General features: G+C 71.6%; 20 protein-coding genes. 11 read left to right on the top strand and 9 right to left on the bottom strand.

Translation table 11 applies throughout. From position 1 onward, the window contains the following. Positions 1 to 5: 5 nt before the first annotated feature. On the bottom strand, positions 6 to 992 hold the full coding sequence (locus ACFYNL_RS00935; protein ID WP_388794381.1) for an SMP-30/gluconolactonase/LRE family protein: 987 nt from the start codon (positions 990 to 992) through the stop codon (positions 6 to 8). A 139-nt stretch (positions 993 to 1,131) separates the two neighbouring features. On the opposite strand from ACFYNL_RS00935, the gene ACFYNL_RS00930 reads away from it, so the two are divergent. Further along, complete coding sequence (locus tag ACFYNL_RS00930; RefSeq protein ID WP_388794379.1) at positions 1,132 to 1,575, top strand: MarR family winged helix-turn-helix transcriptional regulator; 444 nt, start codon at positions 1,132 to 1,134, stop codon at positions 1,573 to 1,575. Between the two features lie 157 nt (positions 1,576 to 1,732). On the opposite strand, the gene ACFYNL_RS00925 is transcribed toward ACFYNL_RS00930, so the two are convergent. After that, complete coding sequence (locus ACFYNL_RS00925) at positions 1,733 to 2,638, bottom strand: LysR family transcriptional regulator (RefSeq protein WP_388794376.1); 906 nt, start codon at positions 2,636 to 2,638, stop codon at positions 1,733 to 1,735. A 98-nt stretch (positions 2,639 to 2,736) separates the two neighbouring features. On the opposite strand from ACFYNL_RS00925, the gene ACFYNL_RS00920 reads away from it, so the two are divergent. The 5 genes from ACFYNL_RS00920 (at position 2,737) to ACFYNL_RS00900 (ending at position 8,897) form a co-directional block, all read left to right on the top strand. Further along, complete coding sequence (locus ACFYNL_RS00920) at positions 2,737 to 3,759, top strand: NADP-dependent oxidoreductase (protein WP_388794373.1); 1,023 nt, start codon at positions 2,737 to 2,739, stop codon at positions 3,757 to 3,759. A 180-nt stretch (positions 3,760 to 3,939) separates the two neighbouring features. Further along, positions 3,940 to 5,904, top strand: a complete 1,965-nt coding sequence (locus ACFYNL_RS00915) for an SMI1/KNR4 family protein (RefSeq protein WP_388794371.1) — start codon at positions 3,940 to 3,942, stop codon at positions 5,902 to 5,904. Between the two features lie 211 nt (positions 5,905 to 6,115). Next, entirely contained in the window at positions 6,116 to 6,937 is an 822-nt protein-coding gene (gene modA / locus ACFYNL_RS00910) for a molybdate ABC transporter substrate-binding protein (protein ID WP_388794368.1), read from the top strand. Then, positions 6,934 to 7,779: a molybdate ABC transporter permease subunit gene (gene modB, locus ACFYNL_RS00905; RefSeq protein ID WP_388794365.1), complete on the top strand. Its 846-nt coding sequence runs from the start codon at positions 6,934 to 6,936 to the stop codon at positions 7,777 to 7,779. The genes modA and modB overlap by 4 nt, the downstream gene beginning before the upstream one ends. Positions 7,780 to 7,799: 20 nt before the next feature. Continuing rightward, a complete protein-coding gene (locus tag ACFYNL_RS00900) occupies positions 7,800 to 8,897 on the top strand; it encodes an ABC transporter ATP-binding protein (RefSeq protein ID WP_388797187.1) in 1,098 nt (365 codons plus the stop codon). 144 nt (positions 8,898 to 9,041) lie between these two features. On the opposite strand, the gene ACFYNL_RS00895 is transcribed toward ACFYNL_RS00900, so the two are convergent. Further along, entirely contained in the window at positions 9,042 to 10,514 is a 1,473-nt protein-coding gene (locus tag ACFYNL_RS00895; RefSeq protein WP_388794362.1) for an aminotransferase class I/II-fold pyridoxal phosphate-dependent enzyme, read from the bottom strand. Positions 10,515 to 10,774: 260 nt separating this feature from the next. Beyond that, a complete protein-coding gene (locus ACFYNL_RS00890) occupies positions 10,775 to 11,464 on the bottom strand; it encodes an ANTAR domain-containing protein (RefSeq protein WP_388794359.1) in 690 nt (229 codons plus the stop codon). A gap of 263 nt (positions 11,465 to 11,727) precedes the next feature. On the opposite strand from ACFYNL_RS00890, the gene ACFYNL_RS00885 reads away from it, so the two are divergent. From ACFYNL_RS00885 to ACFYNL_RS00865, 5 genes are all read left to right on the top strand, one after another. After that, positions 11,728 to 12,360 carry a DedA family protein gene (locus tag ACFYNL_RS00885; RefSeq protein ID WP_388794356.1) on the top strand — a complete coding sequence of 211 codons (633 nt, stop codon included), beginning with the start codon at positions 11,728 to 11,730 and terminating at the stop codon, positions 12,358 to 12,360. Between the two features lie 370 nt (positions 12,361 to 12,730). Continuing rightward, entirely contained in the window at positions 12,731 to 17,950 is a 5,220-nt protein-coding gene (locus ACFYNL_RS00880) for a family 43 glycosylhydrolase (protein ID WP_388794353.1), read from the top strand. Between the two features lie 185 nt (positions 17,951 to 18,135). Continuing rightward, entirely contained in the window at positions 18,136 to 19,707 is a 1,572-nt protein-coding gene (locus ACFYNL_RS00875; protein ID WP_388794350.1) for an alpha/beta hydrolase, read from the top strand. Positions 19,708 to 19,782: 75 nt separating this feature from the next. Beyond that, positions 19,783 to 20,142, top strand: a complete 360-nt coding sequence (locus tag ACFYNL_RS00870; RefSeq protein WP_388794347.1) for a DUF779 domain-containing protein — start codon at positions 19,783 to 19,785, stop codon at positions 20,140 to 20,142. A gap of 76 nt (positions 20,143 to 20,218) precedes the next feature. Further along, a complete protein-coding gene (locus ACFYNL_RS00865) occupies positions 20,219 to 21,457 on the top strand; it encodes a phosphodiester glycosidase family protein (protein WP_388794344.1) in 1,239 nt (412 codons plus the stop codon). A 3-nt stretch (positions 21,458 to 21,460) separates the two neighbouring features. Here the strand turns inward: ACFYNL_RS00865 and ACFYNL_RS00860 are convergent, their stop codons facing one another. From ACFYNL_RS00860 to ACFYNL_RS00840, 5 genes are all read right to left on the bottom strand, one after another. Continuing rightward, complete coding sequence (locus tag ACFYNL_RS00860; protein ID WP_356577121.1) at positions 21,461 to 21,655, bottom strand: hypothetical protein; 195 nt, start codon at positions 21,653 to 21,655, stop codon at positions 21,461 to 21,463. Positions 21,656 to 21,784: 129 nt separating this feature from the next. Further along, the gene (locus ACFYNL_RS00855; protein ID WP_388794340.1) at positions 21,785 to 22,648 is read right to left on the bottom strand and encodes a phosphatidylinositol-specific phospholipase C/glycerophosphodiester phosphodiesterase family protein; all 864 of its coding nucleotides are present in this window, start codon (positions 22,646 to 22,648) and stop codon (positions 21,785 to 21,787) included. 185 nt (positions 22,649 to 22,833) lie between these two features. After that, positions 22,834 to 23,937 carry an acyl-CoA dehydrogenase family protein gene (locus ACFYNL_RS00850; RefSeq protein ID WP_388794337.1) on the bottom strand — a complete coding sequence of 368 codons (1,104 nt, stop codon included), beginning with the start codon at positions 23,935 to 23,937 and terminating at the stop codon, positions 22,834 to 22,836. Further along, entirely contained in the window at positions 23,934 to 25,115 is a 1,182-nt protein-coding gene (locus ACFYNL_RS00845; RefSeq protein WP_388794334.1) for an acyl-CoA dehydrogenase family protein, read from the bottom strand. The genes ACFYNL_RS00850 and ACFYNL_RS00845 overlap by 4 nt, the downstream gene beginning before the upstream one ends. After that, a complete protein-coding gene (locus ACFYNL_RS00840) occupies positions 25,112 to 26,089 on the bottom strand; it encodes an NADPH:quinone oxidoreductase family protein (protein WP_388794331.1) in 978 nt (325 codons plus the stop codon). The genes ACFYNL_RS00845 and ACFYNL_RS00840 overlap by 4 nt, the downstream gene beginning before the upstream one ends. Positions 26,090 to 26,116 lie beyond the last annotated feature (27 nt).

Here is a 26,116-nt window from a genome sequence, read left to right as displayed (position 1 = left end):
GGCGCTCACATCCCCGTCACCCGTGCCACGGTGAACGGTGTCTGCGGGGTGCCCGGGCCCATCGGGCCGCCCTTGTCGAACTGGGAGCGGACGACCAGCAGGCCTCGGTGGTCGCGGGCCAGGGTGGTCGGGGTCTGAAGGGCGGGATCGGTCAGGCTGCGGGTGAGACGGGCCTTGGTGCCGTCGGCGGACAGATGCCAGCGGGTGAGGGTGTGGGTGGCGTTGTGGGCGACCCACAGGGTGCCGTGTGCCAGTTCCATGCCGTCGCCGTGCACCATGTCTGCGCCGCGCAGGGTCACCTGCCGTACGGAGCCGTCGGCCACGCTCACCCGGTACAGGCCGCCGCCGGGCATGTCGACGACGAACAGCATGCTTCCGGTGGGGTCGGCGACGATGCCGTTGAGGACGGGGGCCGTGGGCGGGCGCGGGGTCAGGGCCCGGCTCAGGTCGTAGCGTGCGGTGAGCGGCGCCCGGCCGCCGCGGGCGCGGGCCAGCTCGGCCGGTGTGACGCGGTAGATCAGCGGACGCAGGCTGTCGGTGAGGTACGCCGTGCCGTCGGCGGTGATCACGAGGTCGTTGAGGAAGCGCGGGTCGTCGTTCGGTACGTCGAAGCGGGCCAGCAGGGAGCGGTCGTGGAGGTCGTACACGGTCACGCCGGTGGTGGAGTCGATGACCCACAGGCGTCCTTGGCGGTCGACCTTGAGGCCGTTGGCCGTGTGCCGGCCGTCGAGACCGGCCGGCAGGAAGACCCGGGCGGTGCGATGCCCGGCGGCGGCGCGGTAGACCGCGCCGGTGGTGTAGGAGCCGACATACGCGTCGCCCGAGCGCGGGTCGAGAGCGATGCCCTCCGGGTAGGCGCGCTCGCCGGGGAGGGTGAAGGCCGTGGAGACGCGGGGTCGGGTGGTCGCCCGTGCGGACACGGGAGCGGCGACGGCCAAGGCGGTAGCGGCGGCGGCGGTCAGAAACGTACGGCGCTGCATCGAACGGGACACGGGTGACGGTGCCTCTCAGGTCGGTGGGGTCAGCCCTTCGGTGTGAACCCGAAGCTAGATTAGAACTCTAATGCTCGTCAATGCATTACCTTTCGCCAGGGGCTGCATCGGCATATGAGACCGCTACCATGCGCGAGTGATGACCTCCATGCCTGCCTCCGAGCGCCTCGGCTCCTACATCAAGCAGGCCGAGCAGGCCCTGAACGCGACCAAGACCGCGGTGCTCAAGCCGGCAGGGGTGACGGTCCCGCAGTACGCGGCACTGCTCCACCTCTCCGACAAACCCGGTATCTCCGCGGCCGCCCTGGCCCGCCTCTGCGGCGTCACACCGCCCACCATGAACACGGTCCTGAAGAACCTCCACGACCGCGGCCTGATCGAGCGCACCCCGCACGAATGGCACAGGAACGTCCTGGAGACCCGGCTCACGAACGAGGGCCGTACCGTTCTGGCCGACGCCGACGCGCGTGCCGTACGCGTGGAGCGAGCCCTCGCCGACGAGTTCACGGACGAGGAGCGGGACGCGTTGACCGGGCTCCTCACCCGTTGCGTCGGCGTGCTGCGGGAGCAACGCCCTCGGTGACGGGCCCTTGGAAGGGCGCACCCCCGGTACACCGTCCCGTCGGGCGGTGTGTCGTACGACGGCCGGCGAGCACCCCCGTTCCCCGCCCCCGTACCGCTGCCGCCTCCTGCCGCGGCCGCCCCCGGATCATGTGACCGCCCCCCCCCTCAGCCCGCAGCTACGAACGCTCACATCCTTCAGGGACCGTGGCCCGCAGTTCCCTCACCAAGGCGCGCACCGCCGTGGATCCAGCCAGTTCGGAGGAGGTCACATAGCCGACCTCGCGTGTCGGGCGCCGCGGGCCGAGATCGGTGATCCCGACCGATGCCGGCACTCCGACCAAGGAGAGCGCGGGCATGATCGCCATTCCGTGTCCCCCGCTCACCAAGGAGAGGACCGCTCCGTCGTCCTCGGCCTCGACGGTCGCCTCCGGGATCCAGTCCTGTGCGGCCCACCAGTCGCGGGTGTACGAGCGGCAGTTCTCGGCCCAGTCGACCAGGGGCAGCGAACGCGGGTCCACCTGACCCACCGCGTGCACCAAGGCATACGGCTCCTCGAAGAGTCCGCCCGCGACCAGCCCCGGTGGCAGCGGCACGGAGCCGCCCAGCGTGGCGATGGCTATGTCGGCTTTCCCGTCGGCCACTTCACCCGCGGTGCCGCGCCCCACCTCGCGGACGATCCGCACCCGCGGCTCGATCCCGGGATGCCGGGCGCGCAGCCGCTGAAGGACGGGCGGCAGCAGGTGGAGAGCCGCGCTGCGGAAGGCCGCGATCCGCAACGGCCCCTCCGCCGCGTCGGACCGGGCCGCCCCGCGCGCCTCCGCGGTCAGGACGTCCAGCAGGCGCAGGATGCGGCGGGCGTGCGCCACGGCCTTCTCTCCGGCAGCGGTGGGGCGGGCGCCGGACCGGCCGCGTTCGAAGAGCACGGCACCGATCTTGCGCTCGCTGCCGCGCACCGAGTGGGAGATCGCGGACTGGGTCAGACCGAGTTTCCCGGCCGCGGCCGAGAAGCCGCCGGTGTCCGCGACCGCCACCAGGACACGCAGTTCGTGCGGGGCGAGATCGGAGTCGCTCGTGCGGGCCACGGGGCTTACCTCGATCCATGTGAACTGCTCATGGAACGGAGTCTCGCATGAGCGGAACGGGCTGCCCACCAGGCGCATTCCCGGCCTACGGTCCCGGCATGAACGAGACCGCGCTCACCGTGCACCAGACAGCCCGCCCGCACGGCTTTCCCACCGCCGAACACTTCGCCTTCGTCGAGTCCACGCTTCCCGCCCCCGCGGCCGGCAGCGCGCTCGTGAAAAACCTGTACTGGTCCGTCGACCCCTACCACCGCGAGATGATGGACGACGTACCCGGCGGCTTCGCGCTCGACGCGCCGCTGGAGGGCCGCACCGTCGGGCGGGTCGTCGCCTCGCGCACGCCTCGGCTGGCCGAGGGCGACCTCGTGTTCCACCGGCAGGGCTGGCGCACTCACGCTGTGGTCACGCCCGAGGAGACCCGGCAGCTGCCCCGCTTCGACGGAGTGCCCCTGACCGCCTACTTGAGCATCCTCGGCGGCACCGGTCTGACCGCCTATGTGGGTCTGACCCGCGTCGCAAGGCTCCGGGAGGGCGAGGACCTGTTCGTGTCGGCCGCGGCGGGCGGGGTGGGCACGGCGACCGGGCGGTTCGCGCGGCTCCTCGGCGCCGGACGGCTCGTGGGCAGCGCGGGATCGGCGGCGAAGGTCGACCATCTGACACGGGTTGTCGGTTTCGACGCCGCCTTCGACTACCACGACGGACCCGCCGCCGATCTTCTCGGCAAGGCCGCACCGGACGGCATCGACGTGTTCGTCGACAACGTCGGCGGCGAGCAACTGGCCGCGGCGGTGGGTGCGTTGCGCGCGTTCGGGCGCATCGTCCGCGTCGGCACGCTCAGCCAGTACAACACCCCCGACGCCCCGCCGATACGCTTCGACCACGCGGGCTTCGTGGAGAAGAGCATCCGCATGGAAGGCTTCCTGGTCAGCAACTACCGTGATCTGCAGGAGGAGCTGTACGAGTTCGCGGTACCGCATCTGCAGAGCGGCCGGCTCGCTCCGGACGAGACGGTGGTCGACGGGTTCGAGCACATCGTGGACGCCTTCCTGGGCATGCTCCACGGCCGGAACACCGGCAAGATCATCGTGCGGGACCGCACGCAGGTCCCGTGCGTGGACTGACACCGCCCCCAAGTGCAGGCGACGGCGGCGGCCTTCAGCCCACTGGTACGTCTACGGTCACAGGTGGGGAAGGCGGCACGAGCGTGTTCCGAACCGCGGCGAGGAACTCCCGGTACAGCTCCTGCCGAGGGTTCCAGGAGCCGGCCGCGATTGTCAGTGGCGGATGGCAGCATCGGGCCCATGACGGACACCACGGCATTCGACTGGCGTTCCTTCCTGCTCAAGTGGAGCGGGGAATGGGCCGATTCCCTGTCGGACGACGAGACGCGGAGCGACGACGACGAGGCCGCCCGGCAGGCGCGGTGGCTGGGCTTCCCACCCGCGTCCGAGGAGCGCATCGCGGCCATGGAGAGGCGCCTCGGCAGCCGCATGCCCCCGTCCTACCGGGAGTTCCTCAAGGTCAGTGACGGCTGGCGGAACGCGGGTGGGTTCGTGTGGCTGCTGGCGGGGACCCAGGAGGCGCGCTGGCACGACAACGAGTCGGGACTTGCAGACATCTTCGAGGAGTACCTGGACGAGGACTCCGGGCCCGAGGAGCGGCGGGAGGCGGACCTCTGGCGCCGGGGACTGCAGCTCGACGTCGAGTCCGACGCCACCCATGTCCTGATGGACCCCGAGGACGTGGACGAGGACGGCGAGTGGGCCGTGTACACCTGGGCGAGCTGGCGGGCCGCGCCACCCGAACGGCACGCGAACTTCCTTCAGTTCATGCGGGAGATGCATAGGGAGTTCCACAGCCTGAGGGCCCGACCGGGCGGTGCGGAGCCGCTGTTCGTCAACGACACGACGCGAGCGCTGGACTCCTTGGTGGAGGAGGCCCGGCCGATGGCGCTGAGCGGCGCCTGGGAACGGGCCGTGGAGGCACTGGACGAGGCCAAGGGCTACGGCAGACCGCGGGCCGCCGGGCTGGGCGACCAGATACGCCGCCTGCTCGGCCGGCGCGACATGGTGTCCTTCGAAGGCCTGGTGACGGACCCTCAGTACGCCCCCGAGCTGCTGCCCTTGCTGGTCGCCGAGCACGCGGCGCACTCCTACCGGGGCGACTCCGCGCTGACGTTCCATCTGCGGGGTGCCGACGAGGACCTGATGTCACTGGCCCACGCGACGCTGGATCAGTTACGGAACGGCACGTACCGGTACACGGCGGCCGGGCCGTTCGGAGAGGCGGTCGAGCGGGCGAGGGAGCTGGCGCGGTGGGGAGACACCGATCGAGCTTGGCGGACGCTGATGGACGCTCTGCCCCTGTGGGAACCGCTGGGGCCGGATCACCTGGCGCCGCTGGGATGGGTGGCCGACCCCGTGCTCGGACCGCTGCTGACCCCGGACCGGGGCCGGGAGCTGCTGTCCACGCCGAGGGCCGGGCAGGCGGGGCAGGCACCGCGGCCGACGGCCGGCCTCGACCCGAACGGCCTGGCGTGGCTCGCGGAGCCGGACCCCGGCAACAACCGCACGTCGTACCGGTTCGTCCTCGTGGAAGGGGTCGAGCCCGAAGAGGTGCCCCACCGTCTCGCGGACGGACTCGGGGACGGAGACGGCCCCGCGCTGAGCGAACCCTTGACCCACTGGGAGGCGCGTCACAGAGCACTGCGCGGCAAGAGGGAGTTCTCGTCCTACGACGACAGGGCGCTCATGGCGGTCGGCCGGGCCGGCGCCGGCTGGTGCTTCGCCTTCGACAGTGATCCCGCCCCGTTCGACCGGCGGCGGTTCGTCTCCCCGGCCGCGGCCGCCAGCGAGGGCACCCGCGCGGTGGTGGTGTGGAGCGGACTGAGGACGGGGCGCGGGGAGCCGTTCTTCCATCTCTCGGTGGCGCGGGACGGTGTCGAGCTGTACGCGTTCACCTACGCGGACTCAGAGGTCGGGCGGAGCGGGGAGATACCGCGCGCCCTGGACCCGAGTCGGTTCTTCGGCGGTTCGGAGGACTGGGGGCGGGTGGAACGGTCGCTGTTGGAGGCGGTGGCCGGGGAGTTCGGCGCGTCCCTGCCCCGTCACGCCCTGGTGAACGGGCGGCTGCACACGTTCGTCACCCGTTCCTGGACACGTCCGCCGCAGGACGGCGAGATGTACTCGGTGATGTGGCTGGAGTGGGGGGACCCGAACCCGGCGGACGGCGTGCGGACGGAGGAGGACGGGCCGGGGAGCAGGTAGAGGTCAGCTCCTCGGCCGCACCGGGCGGACTCCCGTACAGACGCACATACCAACCCAGCGTGTTCCACCCTCTCGCTCATGCGAAGGTACAAGAGACTTTCGCCTTGCATCTGCGGCAGAATCATCGGCGCAGACACGCCTGCCGTGTCGAGGACGCGGACCAGCCGGAGGGGTGTGTCCGTCCGTGAGGACCAGAGGGAGTGGGCCCGTGATGATCCGTACCGCGCGCCGGAAGCGCCGGACCCTGCGGGTGGTCGGCGCGGGTGCCGCCACGCTGCTGGCCCTGAGCGCCTGCTCCTCGTCCGACGGCTCTTCCACGGCGAGGCCGGACTCCTCCGGGTCCGCCTCGGACAAGCTCTCCGGCACGGTGACGGTGTTCGCGGCGGCCTCGCTGGAGGAGAGCTTCACGGCGCTGGGCAAGCGGTTCGAGACGGAGCACCCCGGCACTACGGTGACCTTCAGTTTCGGCGGCAGTGACACGCTCGCCGCGAGCATCACCGGCGGCGCCCCGGCGGACGTCTTCGCCGCCGCCAGTCCCAAGACCATGAAGATCGTCACGGACGCGGGGAACGCGTCGGGGACGCCCGCCACCTTCGTCCGCAACGAGCTGGCGATCGCGACCCTGCCGGGCAACCCGGACAAGGTCTCCTCGCTCAAGGACCTCACCCGGTCCGGCCTGAAGGTCGTGCTCTGCGACAAGGAGGTGCCCTGTGGCGCCGCCACCCGAAAGGCCCTCGACGCGAGCGGCCTCGAACTCACGCCCGTCTCCTACGAACAGGACGTCAAGGCCGCCCTGACCAAGGTCGAGCTGAGGGAGGCCGACGCGGCCGTCGTCTACAAGACCGATGTGAGGTCCGCGGGTGACAAGGTGGAGGGCGTGGAGTTCCCCGAGTCCGCCGACGCCGTCAACGACTACCCGATCGTCCGGCTCAGGGACGCCCCGAACGCCGAGGCGGCCGAGGCGTTCATCGCGCTGGTGCGATCCGCCGAAGGCCAGAGGGTTCTGACCGCGGCCGGGTTCCTCAAGTCGTGACGCCGCCCGGCAAGCCCACCGGGACCGACACCCTCTCGGGTCGGCCGCCGCGCCGCCGCGCGCGGGCGGGCGTTCCGCTGCCGCTCCTGCTTCCGGCGCTCCTGGGCCTCGCTTTCCTGCTCGTGCCGTTGCTCGCTCTCGTCGCACGGGCCCCCTGGCGCACCCTGCCCGAGCAGCTGACCAGCGCCGAGGTGTGGGACGCGCTCCAGCTGTCCCTGCTGTGCGCCACCGCCGCCACCGCGGTGAGCCTGGTGATCGGTGTGCCCCTTGCCTGGCTGCTGGCCCGCGTCGAGTTCCCCGGCCGCGGGCTCGTCCGGGCCCTGGTCACCCTCCCCCTCGTCCTGCCGCCGGTGGTGGGGGGTGTGGCGCTGCTGATGGCGCTCGGCCGCAACGGCATCGTCGGGCAGTGGCTGGACTCGTGGTTCGGCGTCACCCTGCCCTTCACCACGGCCGGTGTCGTGGTCGCCGAGGCGTTCGTGGCGATGCCGTTCCTGGTCATCAGCGTCGAGGGCACCCTGCGCGCCGCCGACCCGCGCTACGAGGAGGCGGCCACCACTCTGGGTGCCTCCCGCTTCACCGCGTTCCGCCGGGTCACGCTCCCGCTGATCGCGCCGGGCATCGCCGCGGGAGCCGTGCTGGCGTGGGCGCGGGCGCTCGGCGAGTTCGGCGCGACGATCACCTTCGCCGGCAACTTTCCCGGCCGTACCCAGACCATGCCGCTCTCCGTCTACCTGGCCCTGCAGAGCGATCCGGAGGCGGCCATCGCCCTCAGCCTGGTCCTGCTCGCCGTGTCCGTCGCGGTGCTGGCCGGGCTGCGCGACCGTTGGATGTCGGCAGGATGACCATGACCGGTGACAGCAGCATGGACAACGCCCCCGGCGCCGCCGACGCCCTCCCGGACGCACGTGCCGGAGCCCCCGATGCCGGGCTCGACGCCCGTCTGGTCGTCGAACGCGGCGCCTTCCGTCTCGACGTGGCGCTGACCGTGGCGCCGGGCGAGGTGGTCGCACTGCTCGGCCCGAACGGCGCGGGCAAGACCACCGCCCTGCGGGCCCTCGCCGGTCTGACCCCGCTCAGCGGTGGCCGTCTTCGGCTCGACGGCACGGACTTGGACCGTACGCCGCCCGAATCCAGGCCGGTCGGCGTGGTCTTCCAGGACTATCTGCTCTTCCCCCACCTCACCGCCTTGGACAACGTGGCCTTCGGCCCCCGCTGCCAGGGCGCGACCAAGGCGCAGGCCCGCGCGCAGGCCGCCGAGTGGCTGGACCGCATGGGCCTCGCCGGCCATGCCGGGGCCAAGCCCCGCAAGCTTTCCGGCGGTCAGGCCCAGCGGGTCGCCCTCGCCCGTGCCTTGGCGACCCGCCCCCGCCTGCTCCTTCTCGACGAGCCCCTGGCGGCCCTCGACGCCCGTACCCGACTGGAGGTGCGCGCCCAGCTCCGGCGACACCTGGCCGAGTTCGAGGCGGTGGCCGTCCTCGTCACCCACGATCCGCTGGACGCGATGGTGCTGGCCGACCGTCTGGTCGTCGTCGAGGACGGCCGTGTCGTCCAGGAGGGCAGCCCGGCCCACATCGCGCGCCACCCCCGTACGGACTACATCGCCCGGTTGGTCGGCCTGAACCTGTATCGGGGCGAGGCGGAGGGGCACACGGTCCGGCTGGAAACCGGCCCTGACATCACCATCGCCGAGTCCTTGACCGGCCCTGTCTTCGTGGCGTTCCCACCGAGCGCCGTCACCCTCCACCGGGACCGTCCGACGGGCTCCAGTGCGCGGAACCTCTGGCACGGCGAGGTGGCCGGGATGGAAACCCACGGTGACCAGATTCGCGCCGATCTGGCCGGCAAACTCCCCCTCGCAGCCGACCTCACCACGGTCGCCGCGGCGGAACTCGACCTGCATCCGGGTGCCGAGGTCTGGGCGACGGTGAAGGCGACGCAGACTCATGCCTATCCCGTCTGACACCGCACCGGGACCGTGCACTGCGGGCCTCCCCCGCGCCGGGCGGCGGCAGGACGCCAGACGCAGGACGCATGACGCCAGATGCAGCACGCAGGACGCAGCACGCAGCACGCAGGACGCAGGACGCAGGACGCAGGACGCAGGTCAGGATTCCGCGACCACGCGTACGGTATGTAGGCTCCCGTCGGCCGCGTCCGGAAGGAACATGCCGGACTCGACTCCGGTGACCAGGTACTTCAGTACCGGCTCCGTCAGACGTTCGCCGGGCAGGACCACGGGGATGCCGGGCGGGTAGGGGGTGATCATCTCGGCGGCGATCCTGCCGACGGCCTCGGCCGTGGGGATCTTCGCATGCCGTGCGAAATAGGCGTCCCGAGGCAGGTCGACCTGATCCATCCGCAGTTCCGCGGGGGGCGGCACGACGACCTGGGGGGCGTCCTTCAGCTCGTCGGCGTGGTCGGACAGGTCGCGCAGGGCCGCGAGAAGACGCTCGGCGGTCTCCTCGTCGTCGGCGTGGGTCAGCTGCGCGCTGATGCGCCGGTGGTCGAAGAGGTGGACGTCGATGTGGTGGTGGGCCCGCAACCAGTCGGCCGCCCGGTAGCCGCTGGTACCGAGTTCGCTGATGTCGATGACGACGGGCAGGGGGTCGAAGTCGGCGGCGAGGCCGGGGCCGCAGAAGTCCTCGGCACCGTTGACGTGCAGCCCGTCCACGGCCTCGATGGCGGTGCGGATGCGTGCCGCGAGCTTCAGGGCTCGCCCCATGAGGTCGTGACCGTGCTGCATCATCTGTCGGCGCCAGGCGTCGATGCCGGCGTAGATCAGGACGTTCGGGCTGGTCGTGTCGAGGAGGTCGGCCCGTGAGGCCAGCTCGGCGGGGTCGATCAGCTCGCCCTGGAGATGGAACACCGAGCCCTGCTCCAGACCGCTGCCCATCTTGTGGATGCTGGTGACACAGATGTCGGCGCCGGCGTCCATGGCCCACGTCGGCAGTTCGTCGTGGAAGGGCAGATGCGCTCCCCACGCCTCGTCCACGATGAGCGGCTTGCCCAGTCGGTGGCAGACCTCGGCGATGCCCGTGAGGTCGGCCGCGGCCCCGTACGGCGTGGGGCTGGTGACCAGGGCCCCGTCCGCGTCCGGGTACTCGTCGAACGCCTTCTCGTAGGCGGTCGCGGAAGGGGGATGCGCGATGTGGCGCGAGGCGTCCCACTGGGGTTCGACCCACACCGGCTGGACACCGCACAGGATGAGTCCGGCCACCACCGACTTGTGCGCGTCGCGTCCCACGAGGAGCCGGTGGCCGGGAGACGTCACCGCCAGCATGGCGGCCTTCACCGACAGCGAACTCCCACACGTCGAGAAGAACGTGTGGTCCGCGTGCACCGCGTCGGCCATGAGTTCCTCGGCCCGCTCCAGCACCTGGCCCCGGGTGAGCCGGTCGTCCAGACCGCCGCTGGCCAGGACGTCACCGAAGAAGACGGCGTCGCCCAGGACCTCGCGGGCCCGCGGGTCCGCGCCGCGTGCCCGTTTGTGGCCGGGGGGCGTGAACCCCAGCTCGTCGACGTTCCGGTACCTGGCGAGGGCTTCGAGGATCGGGGCTTCGGCATGGTTCGTACCCATGGGGGCCGGGTTCCCCTGACGACGGACCGCATGCAGGCGCTACTCCATGTGGCCGGGTACGGGGGCGTCAAGGCAGCTGCGAGCGCCCGGACCCCTGCGGCCCGGCGAGCCGGATCCGGGCGATACGGAATTCACGTGTGGCCCGGCGCGCGGCAGGGGACTTGGGAGGGCAGGCCGGGTGCAGCGGCGTTCCCATGGGGCTGACCCGACCCAGGCTTCTCTGGTTCGGACCAGGAGCTGGGGAAGCCGCCCCACCCCCGTCAGTTCAAGCTGCCCCGCTCGCACACCTGCCGGGCGACCTCGCGGAGCTTGACGTTGTTCTCCTGCGAGTAGCGGCGCAGCACGTCGAAGGCCTGTTCCTCGGTGAGGCGGTGGCTGCCCATGAGGATGCCCATGGCCTCGCCGATGAGATGGCGGGTGGCGACTGCCTGCTCCATCTGGGCGTGGGAGCGGGCGCTGGAGAAGGCGACCGCCGCGTGGGAGGCCAGCAGCCAGCCGGCTAGTTCGCTGTCCGCGGTGAACGCCCCGGGTTTGCGCGAGTACAGGTTCAGCGCGCCGAGGTCCTCGTCCTCCGTGTACAGCAGGAAGCCCATCATGCTGCCCACGCCGAGCTCGCGGGCCTGCGGGGCGTAGGCGGGCCAGCGCTGCTGCGCGTCCGTGAAATCGGCGATGCGGAAGACCCGCTCTCCCCGCGAGGTACGGGCGGCGTCGAAGCAGGGCCCCTCCTCCAGCCGTGCCTGCAGCCGGTCGCTGTCGACGACCAGCTGGTCGGTGGGCGAGAGCGTCTCCACCTTCGTGCCGTGCAGAACGAGGATGCCGGCCGCGTCACAGCCTCCGACCAGGTCGATGGCCGAGGCGGTGATCCGGTCGAGCGTGGCGTTCACCGAATCCTGCGCCAGAAGGTCTCGCGCCAACGACGCCAGCTGCTGCGCGAACCGGCCCCAGTCCAACCCGTCCTCCCATGCTCGCCACGGCGGCACACGTCATGCCCAGCTTGTCATGCGAGCCGCGCGGCGGCGCCATGAAGCGCGCCCGACACCCTTTCGCGCGCCGCCCGACACCCTTTCGCGCGCCGCACGGCAGGCGACCAGGCCGCGCTTTCGGCGCCGACGGCCCGTTCGCGGCCGGGCCGGCTCCGACGTAGGCGCCCGGTCCCTCCGCACGGGATGCTTGAGGGGAGGACGATCCACTGGGCGGCCTGGAGGTGAGGGCGATGCTCGCCGTCAACCCGATGGACGGCGCCTCGGTGCTGGCGACCTTCGGTGCGCTCGGCGTCCTGGTGGTGATCTTCGCGGAGTCCAGCCTGCTGGTCGTCGGATTCTTCCTGCCCGGTGACACGCTGCTGCTCCCGGCCGGTGTGCTGTGCGCGGGCAGCGCCGAGGAGGCACCGCGGCTGGTGCTGTGGCAGGTGCTGCTGTGCGCGGCCGTGGGCGCGGTGGCCGGCGGCCAGGTCGGGTTCCTGCTCGGGCGGCACGGAGGGCGAGCCCTGCTGGCGCGCACCTCCAGACCCGGCGTACGGGAGGCCGAGGCGCGGGCGGAGAAGCTGCTGGCCCGCTACGGCTACGGCAAGGCTCTCGTGATCGGCCGTTTCGTCCCGATGGTGAGGACGGTCCTGCACCCGGCGGCCGGCGCCCTCGGCGTACCCACGCGGAGCTTCACCGTCTGGCAGACGGCGGGCGGGCTGTTGTGGTCCCAGAGTCTGGTGCTGGCCGGGTACTTCCTCGGGTCCTCCGTCCCCGACATCGACGACTACCTGCTGCCGCTGGTCGCCCTCGTCGTGATCGTCTCGCTGCTGCCACTGGTACCGGTGGTGGCCGAGGCACGCCGCGCACGACGCGATCGCTGACCGCGGCGCCGCCCGCCACAAGGACCGCAACCGCCGGTCGCGAGCGACGATCCGCCGCCGCCGCGAGAACCGCGTCGCCCGCCGCGAGACCTGCTCCGCCGCCACGACCACCGATCCAACCGTCACGAGAACCGAACCACCCGTCCGCCGGCGGAACCGCCGGCCACGCCGACCGAACCACCCGCCGCGAAACCGACGAACCGCCCACCACGAGAATCCAAGCGTTCGACCTGTCGGACATCGTTCGAAACCTCTTGACGCTGTGCCACGCACCGGCCGACACTCTCGCCACGCGACCTCACACGACGTCACACAGCCGACACGGGTGCCCACGGCCGAGGCCCCGCCATGCCTCAGCAGGGAACCCGAGATGCCCCACATCGCACGTGCCCGTGTCCGCGCGAGACGCCTGGCGGGCCGGCTCGCCGCGCTGACCGCCGCGTCACTGTTCCTGGGACTGGCCACGCCCACCGATCCCGCCCGGGCCGCCGAGGCGGCCCCCGCAGCGGAGGTCACCGACGGCCTCGCCCTCTGGTACAAGCTCGACGCCACCTCCGGCAGCACCGTCACCGATGCCTCCGGCAACGGCCGCACCGGCACGGTCAACGGCGCCGCCGACTGGTCGGGCACCGGACAGGGGCTCGCGTTCAACGGTTCCGACACCTACATCAAGGTGCCGAACGACGTCATGAAAGGCATGAACGCGATCACCGTCTCCCTGGACGTGCTGATCGACGCCACCCAGAGCACGCCGTACTTCGTCTACGGCTTCGGCAACTCCAGCGGCGGCAACGGCAACGGGTACCTGTTCACGACCGGCAACTCCCTGCGCACCTCGATCGCGACCGGCAACTGGTCGACGGAGCAGACCACCAAGGCCTCCGACTCGCACAACCTCACCCGCGGCGTGTGGAAGCACCTCACCTACACCCAGGCCGGGACCACGGGCGTGCTGTACGAGGACGGGGTGGAGGTCGGCCGCAACACCGCGGTCACCATCACCCCGGGCGCGATCGGCTCCGGCACCACGACCGCCAACTTCATCGGCAGGTCCGTCTACTCCGGCGACAGGCTGTTCAAGGGCAGGATCCGCGACTTCCGGGTCTACGACCGCGCCCTCGCCGGTTCTGAGGTCGAGCAGCTCGCGCTCCCGGTCGCCGCACAGGGCGTCGCCGACGACAAGGCCGCGCTGAGCCTCGGCGACACCACCGCGGTCACGGCCGATCTGGACCTGCCGAGGACCGGGACGGCCGGCGGTTCCTCGATCAGCTGGGCCAGCGACAACACCTCCGTGGTGTCGGACGGCGGCAAGGTCACCCGGCCCGCCGCCGGTGAGCCGAACGGCCGCGCCACGCTCACGGCGACCCTGACGAAGGGCACCGTGACCGCCACCAAGTCCTTCGACGTCACGGTCCTGCCGGACTTCGACGACCGGGCCGCCACCGAACAGGCCGCCGAGGGCCTCACCGTCCACAACCTCGACGACGTACGCGGCAACCTCACCCTCCCGGCGACAGCCGCCCACGGCACGGACGTCACCTGGTCCTCCGCGAAACCGGCCGTGGTCTCGGCCGACGGCGTGGTGCACCGCCCGGCGCACGGCGAGGGTGCCACCACGGTCGAGTTGACCGCCACCGTCAGCAAGGGCGAGGCGAAGACGACCCGCACGTTCACGGCCGAGGTCCCCGAACTCCCCGAGAAGCAGGCCCTCAAGGGCTACATGTTCAGCTACTTCACCGGCGAGGGCACAGCGGACGGCGAACAGCTCTACGCCGCGCTCAGCAAGGGCAACGACCCCCTGCACTGGCGGGAGTTGAACGACGGCAAGCCCGTCCTGACCTCCACGCTGGGCGAGAAGGGCCTGCGCGACCCGTTCATCATCCGCTCCCCCGAGGGCGACAAGTTCTACCAGATCGCCACCGACCTGAGGACCTACGGCAACGGCGACTGGGACGCCGCCCAGCGCACCGGCAGCAAGTCCATCATGGTGTGGGAGTCCACCGACCTCGTGCACTGGACGGACCAGCGGCTCGTCAAGGTCTCCCCGGACAGCGCGGGCAACACCTGGGCGCCGGAGGCCTTCTACGACGCGCAGCGCGGCGAGTACGTCGTCTTCTGGGCGTCGAAGCTGTACGACAACGAAGCGCACTCCGGCGACACGTACAACCGCATGATGTACGCGACCACCCGCGACTTCCACACCTTCAGCGAGCCCAAGGTCTGGATCGACCGCGGCTGGTCCGTCATCGACTCCACGGTGATCGAGCACGGCGGGACGTACTTCCGGCTCTCCAAGGACGAGCGGAACAACACCTCCTCCACCCCCAACAGCAAGTTCGTCTTCGAGGAGAAGAGCGACTCCCTCCTGGACCTGTCCTGGGACGCCGTCGCGGAGGGCATCGGCAAGGGCGCGATGAGCGCCGCCGAGGGGCCGCTGGTGTTCAAGTCGAACACCGAGGACAAGTGGTACGCGTTCCTCGACGAGTTCGGCGGCCGTGGCTACATCCCCTTCGAGACGACGGACCTCGCCTCCGGCACCTGGGCCCCGTCCACCGGCTACGACCTCCCGGCCAAACCGCGCCACGGCACGGTGCTCCCCGTCACGCAGGCCGAGTACGACCGGCTGCTGCGCGCCTACCAGCCGGACAAGCTCGTGGCGTCCGTCGAGGACGTGTCCGTGAAGACCGGCGTCGGACAGGCTCCCGTCCTGCCGGCCACGGTGATCGCCACGTACGCCGACGGCGTCAAGCGTCCGGTCTCGGTGACCTGGGAGGACGTCCCGGAGTCGAAGTACGCGCAGGCCGGTACCTTCACGGTGACGGGCAGCCTGCCGGACGGCGCCGCGATTCCGGTCCGCGCCGAGGTCACCGTCTCGCAGGACGGCCCCGACGTCCCCGCCGATCTGCTCCTGCAGTACGACTTCGACGAGACGGGCGGCAACATCGCCCGTGACTCCAGCGGTCACGGCTACCACGGCACCTACGTCCGTACGCCGGACTTCGGCACCGGCGTCGAGGGCGGCTCGTTCAGGATGTCGGGCGGTCCGAGCTCCTCGACCACCTCGCCGTACGTCCGAGTCCCCAACGGTGTGCTGAGGAACGCCGACAGTGTCACCGTCTCGACGTACGCCAAGTGGAAAGGCGGCGACAACTTCCAGTGGCTGTTCGGGCTCGGACCCGACAGCGACAAGTACCTCTTCGCCACCCCCTCCAACGGCGGCTCCAGCCTCTACTCGGCCATCACCAAGGCGAGTTGGTCGGCGGAGTCGAAGCTGACCGCCGGCTCACGGCTCACGCCCGGCGAGTGGCGGCACGTCACCGTCACTCTGAACGGCTCCACCGGCACCATGGTCCTCTACGTGGACGGCGTCGAGGCGGCCCGCACGACGACCACCGTCAAGCCGTCCGAGCTGTACGACGCGGACAAGGACCACACCGGCTACATCGGCAGGTCCCTGTACGCGGCCGATCCGTACTTCGGTGGCGAGGTCGACGACTTCCGCGTCTACGACCGGGCTCTCACGGCCGCCGAGGTCATGGAGCTCAGCGGCAACACCGCGGGCATAGCGAAGGCGACCCACCCGGCCCTGAAGGTGGACGCGCTCATCGACAACGGCGGGAGCGGGATCACCCTGCCGATGAAGGAGGGCACCGATCTCACCGCACTGGCCCCCGAGTTCACCCTCGCCCACGGCGCGTCGATCAGCCCCGCCTCCGGGAGCACGCGGGACTTCAGCAAGCCGGTGACGTACGAGGTCACCGGCTCGGACGGGAAGAAGCGGACCTGGACGGTCTCGGCGCTCATCATGAGGAGCCCGGTGCTGCCGGGCCTCAACGCCGACCCGAACATCGTCCGCTTCGGCGACACCTTCTACCTCTACCCGACCACGGACGGCTTCGAAGGCTGGAGCGGCACGCAGTTCAAGGCGTACTCCTCCACCGACCTGGTCCACTGGAAGGACCACGGCGTCATCCTCGACCTGGGCCCGGACGTCTCCTGGGCGGACAGCAGGGCGTGGGCGCCGACGATCACCGAGAAGGACGGCAAGTTCTACTTCTACTTCTGCGCGGACGCCAACATAGGTGTCGCCGTGTCCGACTCGCCGACGGGGCCGTTCAAGGACGCGCTCGGCAAGCCGCTGCTCAAAGCCGGCCAGTTCAGCGGGCAGATGATCGACCCCGCCGTGTTCACGGACGACGACGGCCGGTCGTATCTCTACTGGGGCAACGGCCGCGCCTACGTCGCCCCGCTGAACGACGACGTGACCTCCCTCGACTTGTCCGCGGTCAAGGACATCACCCCGAGCGGCTACAACGAGGGCACCTTCGTCATCAAGCGCAAGGGCACCTACTACTTCATGTGGTCGGAGAACGACACCCGCGACGAGAACTACCGCGTCGCGTACGCCACGGGCCCCACCCCCACCGGCCCGTGGACCAGGCACGGCGTGATCCTGGAGAAGGACCTCTCCCTCGGCGTCAAGGGCCCCGGCCACCACTCGGTCGTCCATGTCCCCCACACCGACGACTGGTACATCGCCTACCACCGCTTCGCGATCCCCGGCGGTGACGGCACCCACCGCGAAACGACCATCGACAAGCTGGAGTTCGACACCGACGGCCTGCTCAGGAAGGTCGAGCCGACGCTCACGGGCATCGACCCGGTGACCGTCGTCCACGCCGGGCCGAACGCCGAGGGCGCGGAGGGCGACCGCATCCCGCTGAACGGCTCGGTCTCCGGTGCGGGCAGCCCGAAGTGGGCCGTCGAGGAGGGAGCACCCTGCTCCCTCGCCGACGCCGGGGCGGCGAGGACCTCGCTCACCTGCACCGACGACGGCACCTACGAGGTCACCCTGACCGGCGGCCGCGGCAGCGACACGGCCACCGTGACCGTGGCCAACGCGGCCCCGGAGGTCACCTCCGCGACCGGGCCCGCCTCCCCGGTCTCGGTCGGCGGACGGGCCGTCGTCGCCGCCGAGTTCGACGACCCGGGCAGCTCCGACACCCACACCTGCCGGGTCGACTGGAAGGACGGCTCGCAGCCGACGACGGTCCGGGCGGGCGCCGCGGGCTGCCGTGCCGAGCACAGGTACACCGAGGCGGGCATCCACCGGCCGGTGCTCACCGTCAGCGACGACGACGGCGCCTCGGACGGCACCGCGCTCGCCGAGCTGATCGTGTACGACCGCGCCGCGGGCCCCGCTCTCGGCGCCGGGGTGATCGGCTCCCCGGCCGGCGCCTACCCGGCCGGTCCGGAGCTGACCGGCAAGGCCGCCTTCTCCTTCGCCGCCGCCTACCCCAAGAAGGCCACCGTCCCCGAGGGCAGGGCGACCTTCGACTTCGGCGCGGCAAGGCTGAAGTTCCGCTCCACCGGCTCCGACTGGCTCGTGGTCACCGGCTCCCGGGCGGTGTACCAGGGCTCCGGCACGGTGAACGGCAAGAGCGGCTACGCCTTCCGGATCACCGCCACCGACGGACCGGACACGTTCCGCGTCAAGGTCTGGAAGAAGTCCACCGGTGTCGTCGTCTACGACAACGCCGTCGGCACCAGGACGGCCGGCGTCGTGAAGGTCGGTGCCGCCCGGCGATAGTCCCGTGCTCAGGGTCGGTCCCCCGGGATCCTGGGGGGCCGACCCTGAGCGCCGCTCCGGACGTTCCCTCATTGCGCCCTGATCCGGGCCGAGTTCCGTTGCGGCCGGCCCCGGCTCGGCGTCACGCTCGTCGAGGGGTGGCCACTCCTGTGATCCGTGGTCGATGGAGCAACAGGAGGAACTCTGTGCAACCGTTCACCAAGACCCTCGCCGCAGCGCTCGCTGCCGGCGTTCTGACGACGGGCGCGCTGGTGCTGGGCCCGGGCGCGGCGGACGCCGGCGCGACCGGCACGCGGGGCGCGGCCGGCTTACCGGCGGGCCCTTCCAGCCAGTCCGGCCAGTCCAGCCCTTCCAGCCCGTCCAGCCCGTCCACAGCGTCCGCGGCGATCGACTGGGAGCCGTGCTCCGGGGACCGTACGGCGGAGTGCGGCACGCTGCGGCTGCCCGTCGACCGGGCCGACCCGAAGGGTGCGAAGTTCGACCTGGCGGTGGCCCGTCGCAAGGCCACGGACCCCGGCCGTCGGATCGGCGTCCTGCTGGTCAACCCGGGCGGCCCGGGCGCCTCGGGAGTCGACTGGGCCGTCGACGACGCACCGGACCACTTCAGTGCCGACGTGCTGGCGAGGTTCGACATCGTCGGCTTCGATCCGCGGGGCGTGGGAGCCAGCGAGCCGGTGATGTGCTCCTCGGACCTGATCCGGAAGGCGCCCTCCGCATACCCCCGCGACCAGGCGGAGTTCGACCGCCTGGCCGCCTACAACCGTGCCCTGCGGGACGACTGCCGGCGGCACAGCGGCCCGATCTTCGACCACGCCGACACCCTCGCCGTCGTCCATGACATGGAGGCCCTGCGCAGGTCGCTCGGCGAGCAGAAGATCAACTACTTCGGCCACTCCTACGGCACCCTGATCGGCCAGCAGTACGCGGAACTGTACGGCGACCGGATCCGCGCCATGACCCTCACCGCGAGCATCGACCACAGCCTGGGCGCCCGGGAGTTCCTGGTCTCCTCCGCGCTCACCGCCGAGGACTCCTTCCACCAGTTCGTGCGGTGGTGCGCACGCTCGACGTCGTGCGCCCTGCACGGCCGCGATGTCACGGCCGTCTGGGACGGTCTCCTCGCCCGGGCCGACCGGGGCGAGATCATGGACCCGGAAAACCCGGGCAGGGCCATGACCGCGAACGAGATCACGCAGTTCGTCTTCCGCAGGCTCTACGTACCGGACTGGAGCGGAACGGCCTCGTTCGTCGCCGGACTCGACGCGCAGCGGCGTCAGAGCCCGCCGACGACCCGACGGGCGCCGGCACAGCCGGCCACGGAGGCTCTCCCCTTCCACGCGGTGCTCTGCGAGGACTGGCGTTTCCGGCCGAAGGACCACCGCGAGTTCGCCCGCCTGACCGAGGCCGAGCTGCGGGCGGCGCCGCACCTGCGCGGCTCGCCGCGTGTCCACGGCGCGATGGCCGGGTGCGTCGGCTGGCCGGACGAGGTGAACAACCCGCAGCACCGCCTGCGCATCACGAAGGCACCCAGGATCCTCATGCTGCACTCCCGCCACGACCCGGCCAACCCTTACGCATGGGCGAGGAACGTGCACCGGCTGACCCGGGATACGACCGTGCTGCTGACGTACGAGGGTGCGGGGCACAGCGTGTACGGACGCAGTGACTGCACCCGCGACGCGGTGGACGACCACCTCGTGAACCTGACGGTCCCGGCCGACGGCAGCCGCTGCGCCGCGGCCGACCCGGTCACCTGATGACCGCTCACGTCGGCGGATCGGTCAGCACGGGTGCAACCCTCTCGCAACGTCGACCGTGCTCCTCTTGCCGTCATGTATGAGGAGACCCCGCGTGTCGAGCTCACCCCCGCCGCCGCCGACCTGCTGCGCCGTCTGCGCGCGACGCACGGACCGCTGATGTTCCACCAGTCCGGCGGCTGCTGCGACGGGAGCGCGCCGATGTGCTACCCGGAGGGCGAGTTCCGTACGGGCGACTCGGACGTGTTGCTCGCGGAGCTGGACGTCGAGGGGATGCCGGAGCCGGTCACGTTCTGGATGTCACGCGGCCAGTACGAGACATGGCGCCACACCCGGCTGATCGTGGACGTCGTCGAGGGCCGGGGCAGCGGCTTCTCGCTGGAGGCACCCGAGGGGGTGCGTTTCCTCACCCGTTCGCGGGTCGTCGGCACCTGACGACCCCGCAGGTCAACGCCGTCTGGTGCACTTCCCCCGAGTCCTGGGACATTTGACGAGACTTCAGGGGGGCGATGTGGCACGTCGTCAGCGACGGTCGGTGATCGGCAGGGCGGCGCTCACGCTGCTCACGACCTTCTGCACGCTGGCCGGTGCGGCCCTGGCGGTGGCGGCGCCGGCCGGCGCAGCGCAGCGGGGCACCGGGATCGCGCCGGGGGTCGCGTACGAGGAGTTCGACATCGCGGCGGCCAGAGGCCCCGCCCATGCCCATGTGCTCACCGTCGATCTGCGCGATCCACGCGTACGGCTCGATCTGCTGCACCCGGGAGCGGTGGCGGCCCGCGCCACCATCTCTCGGCAGGCCACCGCACAAGGTGCCGTCGCCGGCGTGAACGGCGACTTCTTCAACATCAGCGAGGCGCAGCATCCGGGCGTCCAGGCCACCGGCGCGAGCGTGGGCCCGGCGATCGCGGGCGGGCGGGCGCTGAAGGCGGCGGTGCCGAACGGGCAGCGTTTCGGACCGGCGCTGCCGCCCGGCACCGGCACCGAGGACGTCTTCGGGGTGGGTGTCGACCGCCGGGCCCGGCTGGACGGCCTGCGCCTGGTCGGCTCGGTCCGCACGCCCGAGGGTCGGATTCCGTTGGGCGGGTTCAACCAGTACGCCCTGCCGGTGGGCTCCGTCGGGGCGTTCACCGCCGTCTGGGGCAGCGCCTCCCGGGTGCGGGCCACGTGCGGCACGGACACCGACCGGTCGGCCCCGTGCAGTACCGACACGCATGAGGTGACGATCCGGGACGGCCGGGTCGTGTCGAGCTCCGACACACCCGGGAGCGGGCCGATCGCACCGGGCACCACCGTCCTCGTGGGCCGGGAGGCGGGTGCGCAGCAGTTGCGGAAGTTCTTCGCGGGCGAGCCGGTGAAGGTACGGCACCGGCTGGTGGCGGCGGCGTCGCGGATCCCGTACCGCTTCGCCCTCGGTGGCTACCCGGTGCTCGCGGGTGGCAGGCCGCTGCCCGGTCTGGACGACCGGACCTCGGCCGTGCGTACGGCGGTGGGCATCGCGGACGGCGGACGGCGGCTGGTGCTGCTCGCGCTGGACGGCGCCCGTGCATACCGCACCGGTCTGACGATCGCGGAAGTGGCGTCCCTCATGCGGACGTTGGGGTCGGTGGACGCCTTCAGCCTGGACGGCGGGGGTTCCTCCACGCTGGTCGTGCGTGAGCCGGGGGCGCCGGCGGTCTCCGTACGCAACCATCCGTCCGACGGTGTGGAGCGCCCCGTCCCGAACGGCATCGGCATCTTCTCGACCGGGTGACCGTCACGGTCTCAGGCTGCTGACGATGTCCGCCGTGGCCGTCAGACCGCTGCTGATGGTCGGCGCCATGCTGGTGCCGGCCAGGTAGAAGCCGAGCAGCAGGCACACCAGCGCGTGCGTGATCTTCAGCCCGCCGTTGCGTACGAAGATCACCGCCAGGATGAACAGCAGCAACACCACAGAGATGGAAATGGCCATCGTCAACCTCCCTCCGCCACGCCGTCTTGTCCTGGTACACGGCGTTCCGCCGCAAGTGTGGCGTAGCAGAGGGTTCGCCCGGGCGGCTGACCTGTCCTCCGAACGTGTGGTGTTCCGCGCGCGGTGGGTTCAGGCCGCCCGGTGGGCGTCGAGGAAGGCCTCCAGACCGGCGAGGTCGTCCGTATTGACGAAGTCCACGCCGGCGTCGAGCAGTTCGCGCCACAGTGCGTCCCGCGCGGGGCCGGCCTGGTCCGGGGTGGCCCAGAACCGTACCTGTTGCCCACGGGAGTGGGCCGCCCGGACGATGCCGTGCAGCTTCTGCCGCTCGGCCGCCGGGAACGCGCCGACGCCGAGCCAGGTGAAGTTCAGCCTCCAGTTGTCGGAGATCAGCGGGGCGAAGGAGGCGGGCGCGGTGCCGCCGAGGTCGGCGAGGCGCCCGTCGTAGAAGGCCCGGCGCACCTTCTGGGCCTCCATCGGCACCCGGGCGGCACGGTCCCCGGAGACCACCGCGGTGACCGGCCCCGGGTGCACCCGGCCGTGGGCGTACGTCGTGAACAGGTGCTTGTACCGCTTCAGGTGCCTGTCCAGTTCGAGGTACGTCGACGAGCCCTCCGTCTTGATGTCGATGAGCAGGTGGACCGGGCGGCGACGACCCCGGTACACCGAGCCGTGGTTGGCCCTGACGCGGGCGGCGAGCGGGGCGAGGTAGAGGGACTCCAGCGTGCGTGCGGGGTCGAGCTCCTCGGGGTCGTGGGCGACGAGGAGGTGGTCACCGACCAGGAAGATGTCGGCCTCGAAGCTGCCGAAACGGTGGTCGAGGGCGTCGAGCAGTGGGCGCGGGTGCTCGTAGTCGTTGTGGGCGTGGGCCCGCCACAACGGGCATGGGCGGTGCCGGTGTTCACTCGCGAGCGCACCGGTGGCAGGCAGCGCGACCGTGCCCGCGAGGGCGGCGCCGAGGGTGGTGAGGGCTCTGCGACGAGTGGTGCGGGTCATGGCACTGCCTCCTTGAGGTGCCGGACGGGAACCGCTGCGAGTATGCGGCGCCCGGGGCCTCAAGGGGCAGAGCCGCGCGGGGAGTTGGCCGGACCGCCGTGCCGCGTTCACTTCGCCGCTGCGGGCACACGGGAAAGCCCGCCCCTGGTGGGACGGGCTTTCCGGGTGCTTCGCTCGGGAGCGGGTCAGGGGGCCCTGAGGTCGACGAGTTCGGCCAGCGCCGCACGGTGGGCGCCCGCGGTGCCGTAGGCGATCGAGTCGGCCTTGGCCCGCTTCAGATACAGGTGCACCGGGTGCTCCCAGGTCATTCCGATACCCGCGTGCAGTTGCAGGGCCTCCTCGGCGGCGTGCACGGCGACGGAGGCCGCGTACGCCTGGGCGACGGCGACGGCCACGTCGGCGTCCTCGTCGATGGCCAGCGCGTCGGCTGCGTTACGGGCCGCCGCGCGCAGGTTGACGACCTCCAGCCACAGCTGGGCGAGGCGGTGCTTGAGCGCCTGGAAACCACCGACGGGACGGTTGAACTGCTTGCGGTCCTTCAAGTAGCGGACGGTCTCGGTCAACGTCCACTCGGCGATGCCGAATTGCTCGGAGGCCAGCAGCCCGGCCCCGGCGCGCAGGGCGCGTCGTACGGCGGGTTCGGCGTCACCCAGCAGACGCCCGGGGGCGGCGTCCAGGGTGATCGTGGCCACCGGCCGGGTCAGGTCCAGGGACACCTGCGGGGTGACGGTCACGGCATCGGCGTCCACCGCGTACAGCCCGCCGTCGTCCGCGGGCACCAGCAGAGTGCCGGCGGCGGCCGCGTCCGCGATGCCGGTCAACTCCCCGTGCAGGGCACCGTCTTCGTGCCGTACGACCGGGTAGGCGCCGCCGGGGCCGACGTGCAGCGCGACCGCGAGGGCGCCGATCCGCCGCCCGGACGCCAGCTCGGCCAGCAGGCCCCCTTCGGCCTCGCAGGCCAGCAGCGCCTCGGTGGCGACGACCGCGCTGGTCAGGTAGGGAACCGGGGCGACGGCCCGGCCCAACTCCTCCAGCACCACAGCGGCTTCGCGGTGCGTGGCGCCCTGGCCGCCCTTCTCCTCCGGGACCAGCAGTCCGGCCAGGCCCATGCCGTCGGCGAGCGCCTTCCAGGCGGCCAGGTCGTGCGGGGCGGCGGACTCGGTGCGGGCGATGACGCCGGGTGCGTCGCAGTGGTCGGCGAGCAGGTCCCGTACGGCGGCGCGGAGCGCCTCTTCCTCCTCCGAGTAGAGCAGGTCGGGCTGGGTGCGCTGCGTCGGCTGCGTCCTCATCGGGTCAGGTCCTTCCACGCGACGTCCTTGTCGGTGCGCGGCTCGGACGGCAGGCCCAGGACGCGCTCGGCGACGATGTTCAGCAGGACCTCGCTGGTCCCGCCCTCGATGCTGTTGCCCTTGGAGCGCAGGTAGCGGTAGCCGGCGTCGCGGCCGACGAAGTCCACCAGCTCGGGGCGGCGCATGGTCCAGTCGTCGTACAACAGGCCCTCCTCGCCGCGCAGTTCCACCTCCAGGCCGCTGATCTCCTGGTTGAGGCGGGCGAAGGCGAGCTTCATGCCGGCGCCCTCGGGGCCGGGCTGGCCCGCGACGAGCTGCTGGCGCAGGCGCTCTCCGGTGAGGCGGGCGACCTCGGCCTCGACCCACAGCCGGAGCAGCCGCTGGTGCAGATCGTGGGTGCGCAGTTCGGGGCGCTCCCGCCAGGTCTTCGAGACCGGGCCGATCATGCCGCCCTCGCGGGGCAGGCGCATGCCGCCGATGGCGACCCGCTCGTTGTTCAGCGTGGTCTGCGCGACGCGCCAGCCGTCACCGACCTCGCCGAGGCGACGGGAGTCCGGGATGCGGACGTCGGTGAGGAACACCTCGTTGAACTCGGCCTCGCCGGTGATCTGGCGCAACGGCCGGACCTCGACGCCGGGGTCGGTCATGTCGCAGAGGAAGTAGGTGATGCCCGCGTGCTTGGGCACGTCCGGGTCGGTGCGCGCGATGAGGATGGCCCAGCGGGCGACGTGGGCGCTGGAGGTCCATACCTTCTGCCCGTTGACGACCCAGTCGTCGCCCTCCCTGACCGCACGGGTGCCGAGCGCGGCCAGGTCGGAACCGGCGCCGGGCTCGCTGAAGAGCTGGCACCAGACCTCCTCACCGGTCCACAGGGGCCGCAGATACCGCTGCTTCTGCTCCTCGGTGCCGTACTTGAGGATCGTCGGCGCGGCCATGCCGAGACCGATGCCGATGCGCCGGGGGTCGTTGTCGGGGGCGCCCGCGGCCTCCAGCTCGGCGTCCACGACGACCTGCAGGGAGCGCGGCACCCCGAGGCCGCCGAGGCCCTGCGGGTAGTGCACCCATGCCAGGCCCGCGTCGAAGCGGGCGCGCAGGAAGTCCAGACGGTCGGTGTCGGCCGGCGGGTGGGCGGCCAGCAGGTCCGCCGTACGGCGGCGCAGTTCAGCGGCGTCGATCATGCCGCTCCTCCTTCGGTGAGCCCCGGAAGCACGACGACGCGCCCCGTGGTGACGCCGTCGGCGACCCGCTGCACGGCGGCCGCGGCCCCGCCCATCGGGACGCGCTCGCTCACCAGCGGCTTGATCGCGCCCCGGGCGGCCAGCTCGGTGAGCTGCTCGTGGCAGTGCTGGATCAGCTTCGGGTTCTTGGTGTTGTACAGGCCCCAGTGCAGGCCCAGGATCGAGTAGTTCTTCACCAGGGCGTGGTTGAGCGCCGGGCTGGGGATCGAGCCGCTCGCGAAGCCGACGACCACGATCCGGCCCTCGAAGGCGACGACCTTGGCGGACTGGGCGTAGGCCTCGCCGCCGACGGGGTCGTAGACGACATCGGCGCCCCGGCCGCCGGTGGCTTCCTTCACGGCCGCGACGACGTCCTGCGCGCGCCGGTCGATGACGACGTCACAGCCCAGTTCCCGGGCGACGGCAGCCTTCTCGGCGCCGCCGACGACACCGATGACGGTGGCGCCGGCGGCCTTCCCGAGCTGCACGGCCGCGCTGCCGACCCCTCCTGCGGCAGCGTGGACGAGCAGGGTCTCCCCGGCCTGCAGACCGGCCCGGCGGTGCAGGCCGAACCAGCCGGTCTGGTAGCCGATGTGCAGGGCGGCGGCCTCGGCGTCGTCCAGCGCGTCGGGCGCGGGCAGGACCGCGGCGGTGTCCGCGACGGCGTACTCGGCGAAACCGCCGTACGGCAGCGCAGGGTTGGCGAGGACGCGGCGCCCGTCCTCGGTCTCGCCGCAGATCTCCACGCCGGGCGTGAACGGCAGTGGCGGCCTGACCTGGTACAGGCCCCGGCACAGCAGTGCGTCCGGGAAGTTGATGTTCGCGGCTCGCACCTTCAGCAGGACCTGGCCGTCACCGGGCGTGGGCGGCTCCACCTGCTCAAGCCGCATCACCTCGCTCGGCTCGCCGTTCTCGTGCACTTGCCATGCCTGCATGCGGTGCCTCCACGGGGGACTGCTTCG

It is taken from the genome of Streptomyces sp. NPDC007808 (assembly GCF_042868655.1).
Classification (GTDB): Bacteria; Actinomycetota; Actinomycetes; order Streptomycetales; family Streptomycetaceae; genus Streptomyces.
Note: the sequence above shows the minus strand (reverse complement) of the source record. Positions and strands in the feature narration are given on the sequence as shown.

Bases quoted from the DNA above. Each gene is read 5' to 3' on its own strand.
- ACFYNL_RS00930 (WP_388794379.1), top strand. From the start codon at position 1,132: ATGACCTCCATGCCTGCCTCCGAGCGCCTCGGCTCCTACATCAAGCAG.
- ACFYNL_RS00920 (WP_388794373.1), top strand. From the start codon at position 2,737: ATGAACGAGACCGCGCTCACCGTGCACCAGACAGCCCGCCCGCACGGC.
- ACFYNL_RS00915 (WP_388794371.1), top strand. From the start codon at position 3,940: ATGACGGACACCACGGCATTCGACTGGCGTTCCTTCCTGCTCAAGTGG.
- modA (WP_388794368.1), top strand. From the start codon at position 6,116: ATGATCCGTACCGCGCGCCGGAAGCGCCGGACCCTGCGGGTGGTCGGC.
- ACFYNL_RS00900 (WP_388797187.1), top strand. From the start codon at position 7,800: ATGGACAACGCCCCCGGCGCCGCCGACGCCCTCCCGGACGCACGTGCC.
- ACFYNL_RS00895 (WP_388794362.1), bottom strand. From the start codon at position 10,514: ATGGGTACGAACCATGCCGAAGCCCCGATCCTCGAAGCCCTCGCCAGG.
- ACFYNL_RS00885 (WP_388794356.1), top strand. From the start codon at position 11,728: ATGCTCGCCGTCAACCCGATGGACGGCGCCTCGGTGCTGGCGACCTTC.
- ACFYNL_RS00880 (WP_388794353.1), top strand. From the start codon at position 12,731: ATGCCCCACATCGCACGTGCCCGTGTCCGCGCGAGACGCCTGGCGGGC.
- ACFYNL_RS00870 (WP_388794347.1), top strand. From the start codon at position 19,783: ATGTATGAGGAGACCCCGCGTGTCGAGCTCACCCCCGCCGCCGCCGAC.
- ACFYNL_RS00860 (WP_356577121.1), bottom strand. From the start codon at position 21,655: ATGGCCATTTCCATCTCTGTGGTGTTGCTGCTGTTCATCCTGGCGGTG.
- ACFYNL_RS00855 (WP_388794340.1), bottom strand. From the start codon at position 22,648: ATGACCCGCACCACTCGTCGCAGAGCCCTCACCACCCTCGGCGCCGCC.
- ACFYNL_RS00850 (WP_388794337.1), bottom strand. From the start codon at position 23,937: ATGAGGACGCAGCCGACGCAGCGCACCCAGCCCGACCTGCTCTACTCG.
- ACFYNL_RS00845 (WP_388794334.1), bottom strand. From the start codon at position 25,115: ATGATCGACGCCGCTGAACTGCGCCGCCGTACGGCGGACCTGCTGGCC.
- ACFYNL_RS00840 (WP_388794331.1), bottom strand. From the start codon at position 26,089: ATGCAGGCATGGCAAGTGCACGAGAACGGCGAGCCGAGCGAGGTGATG.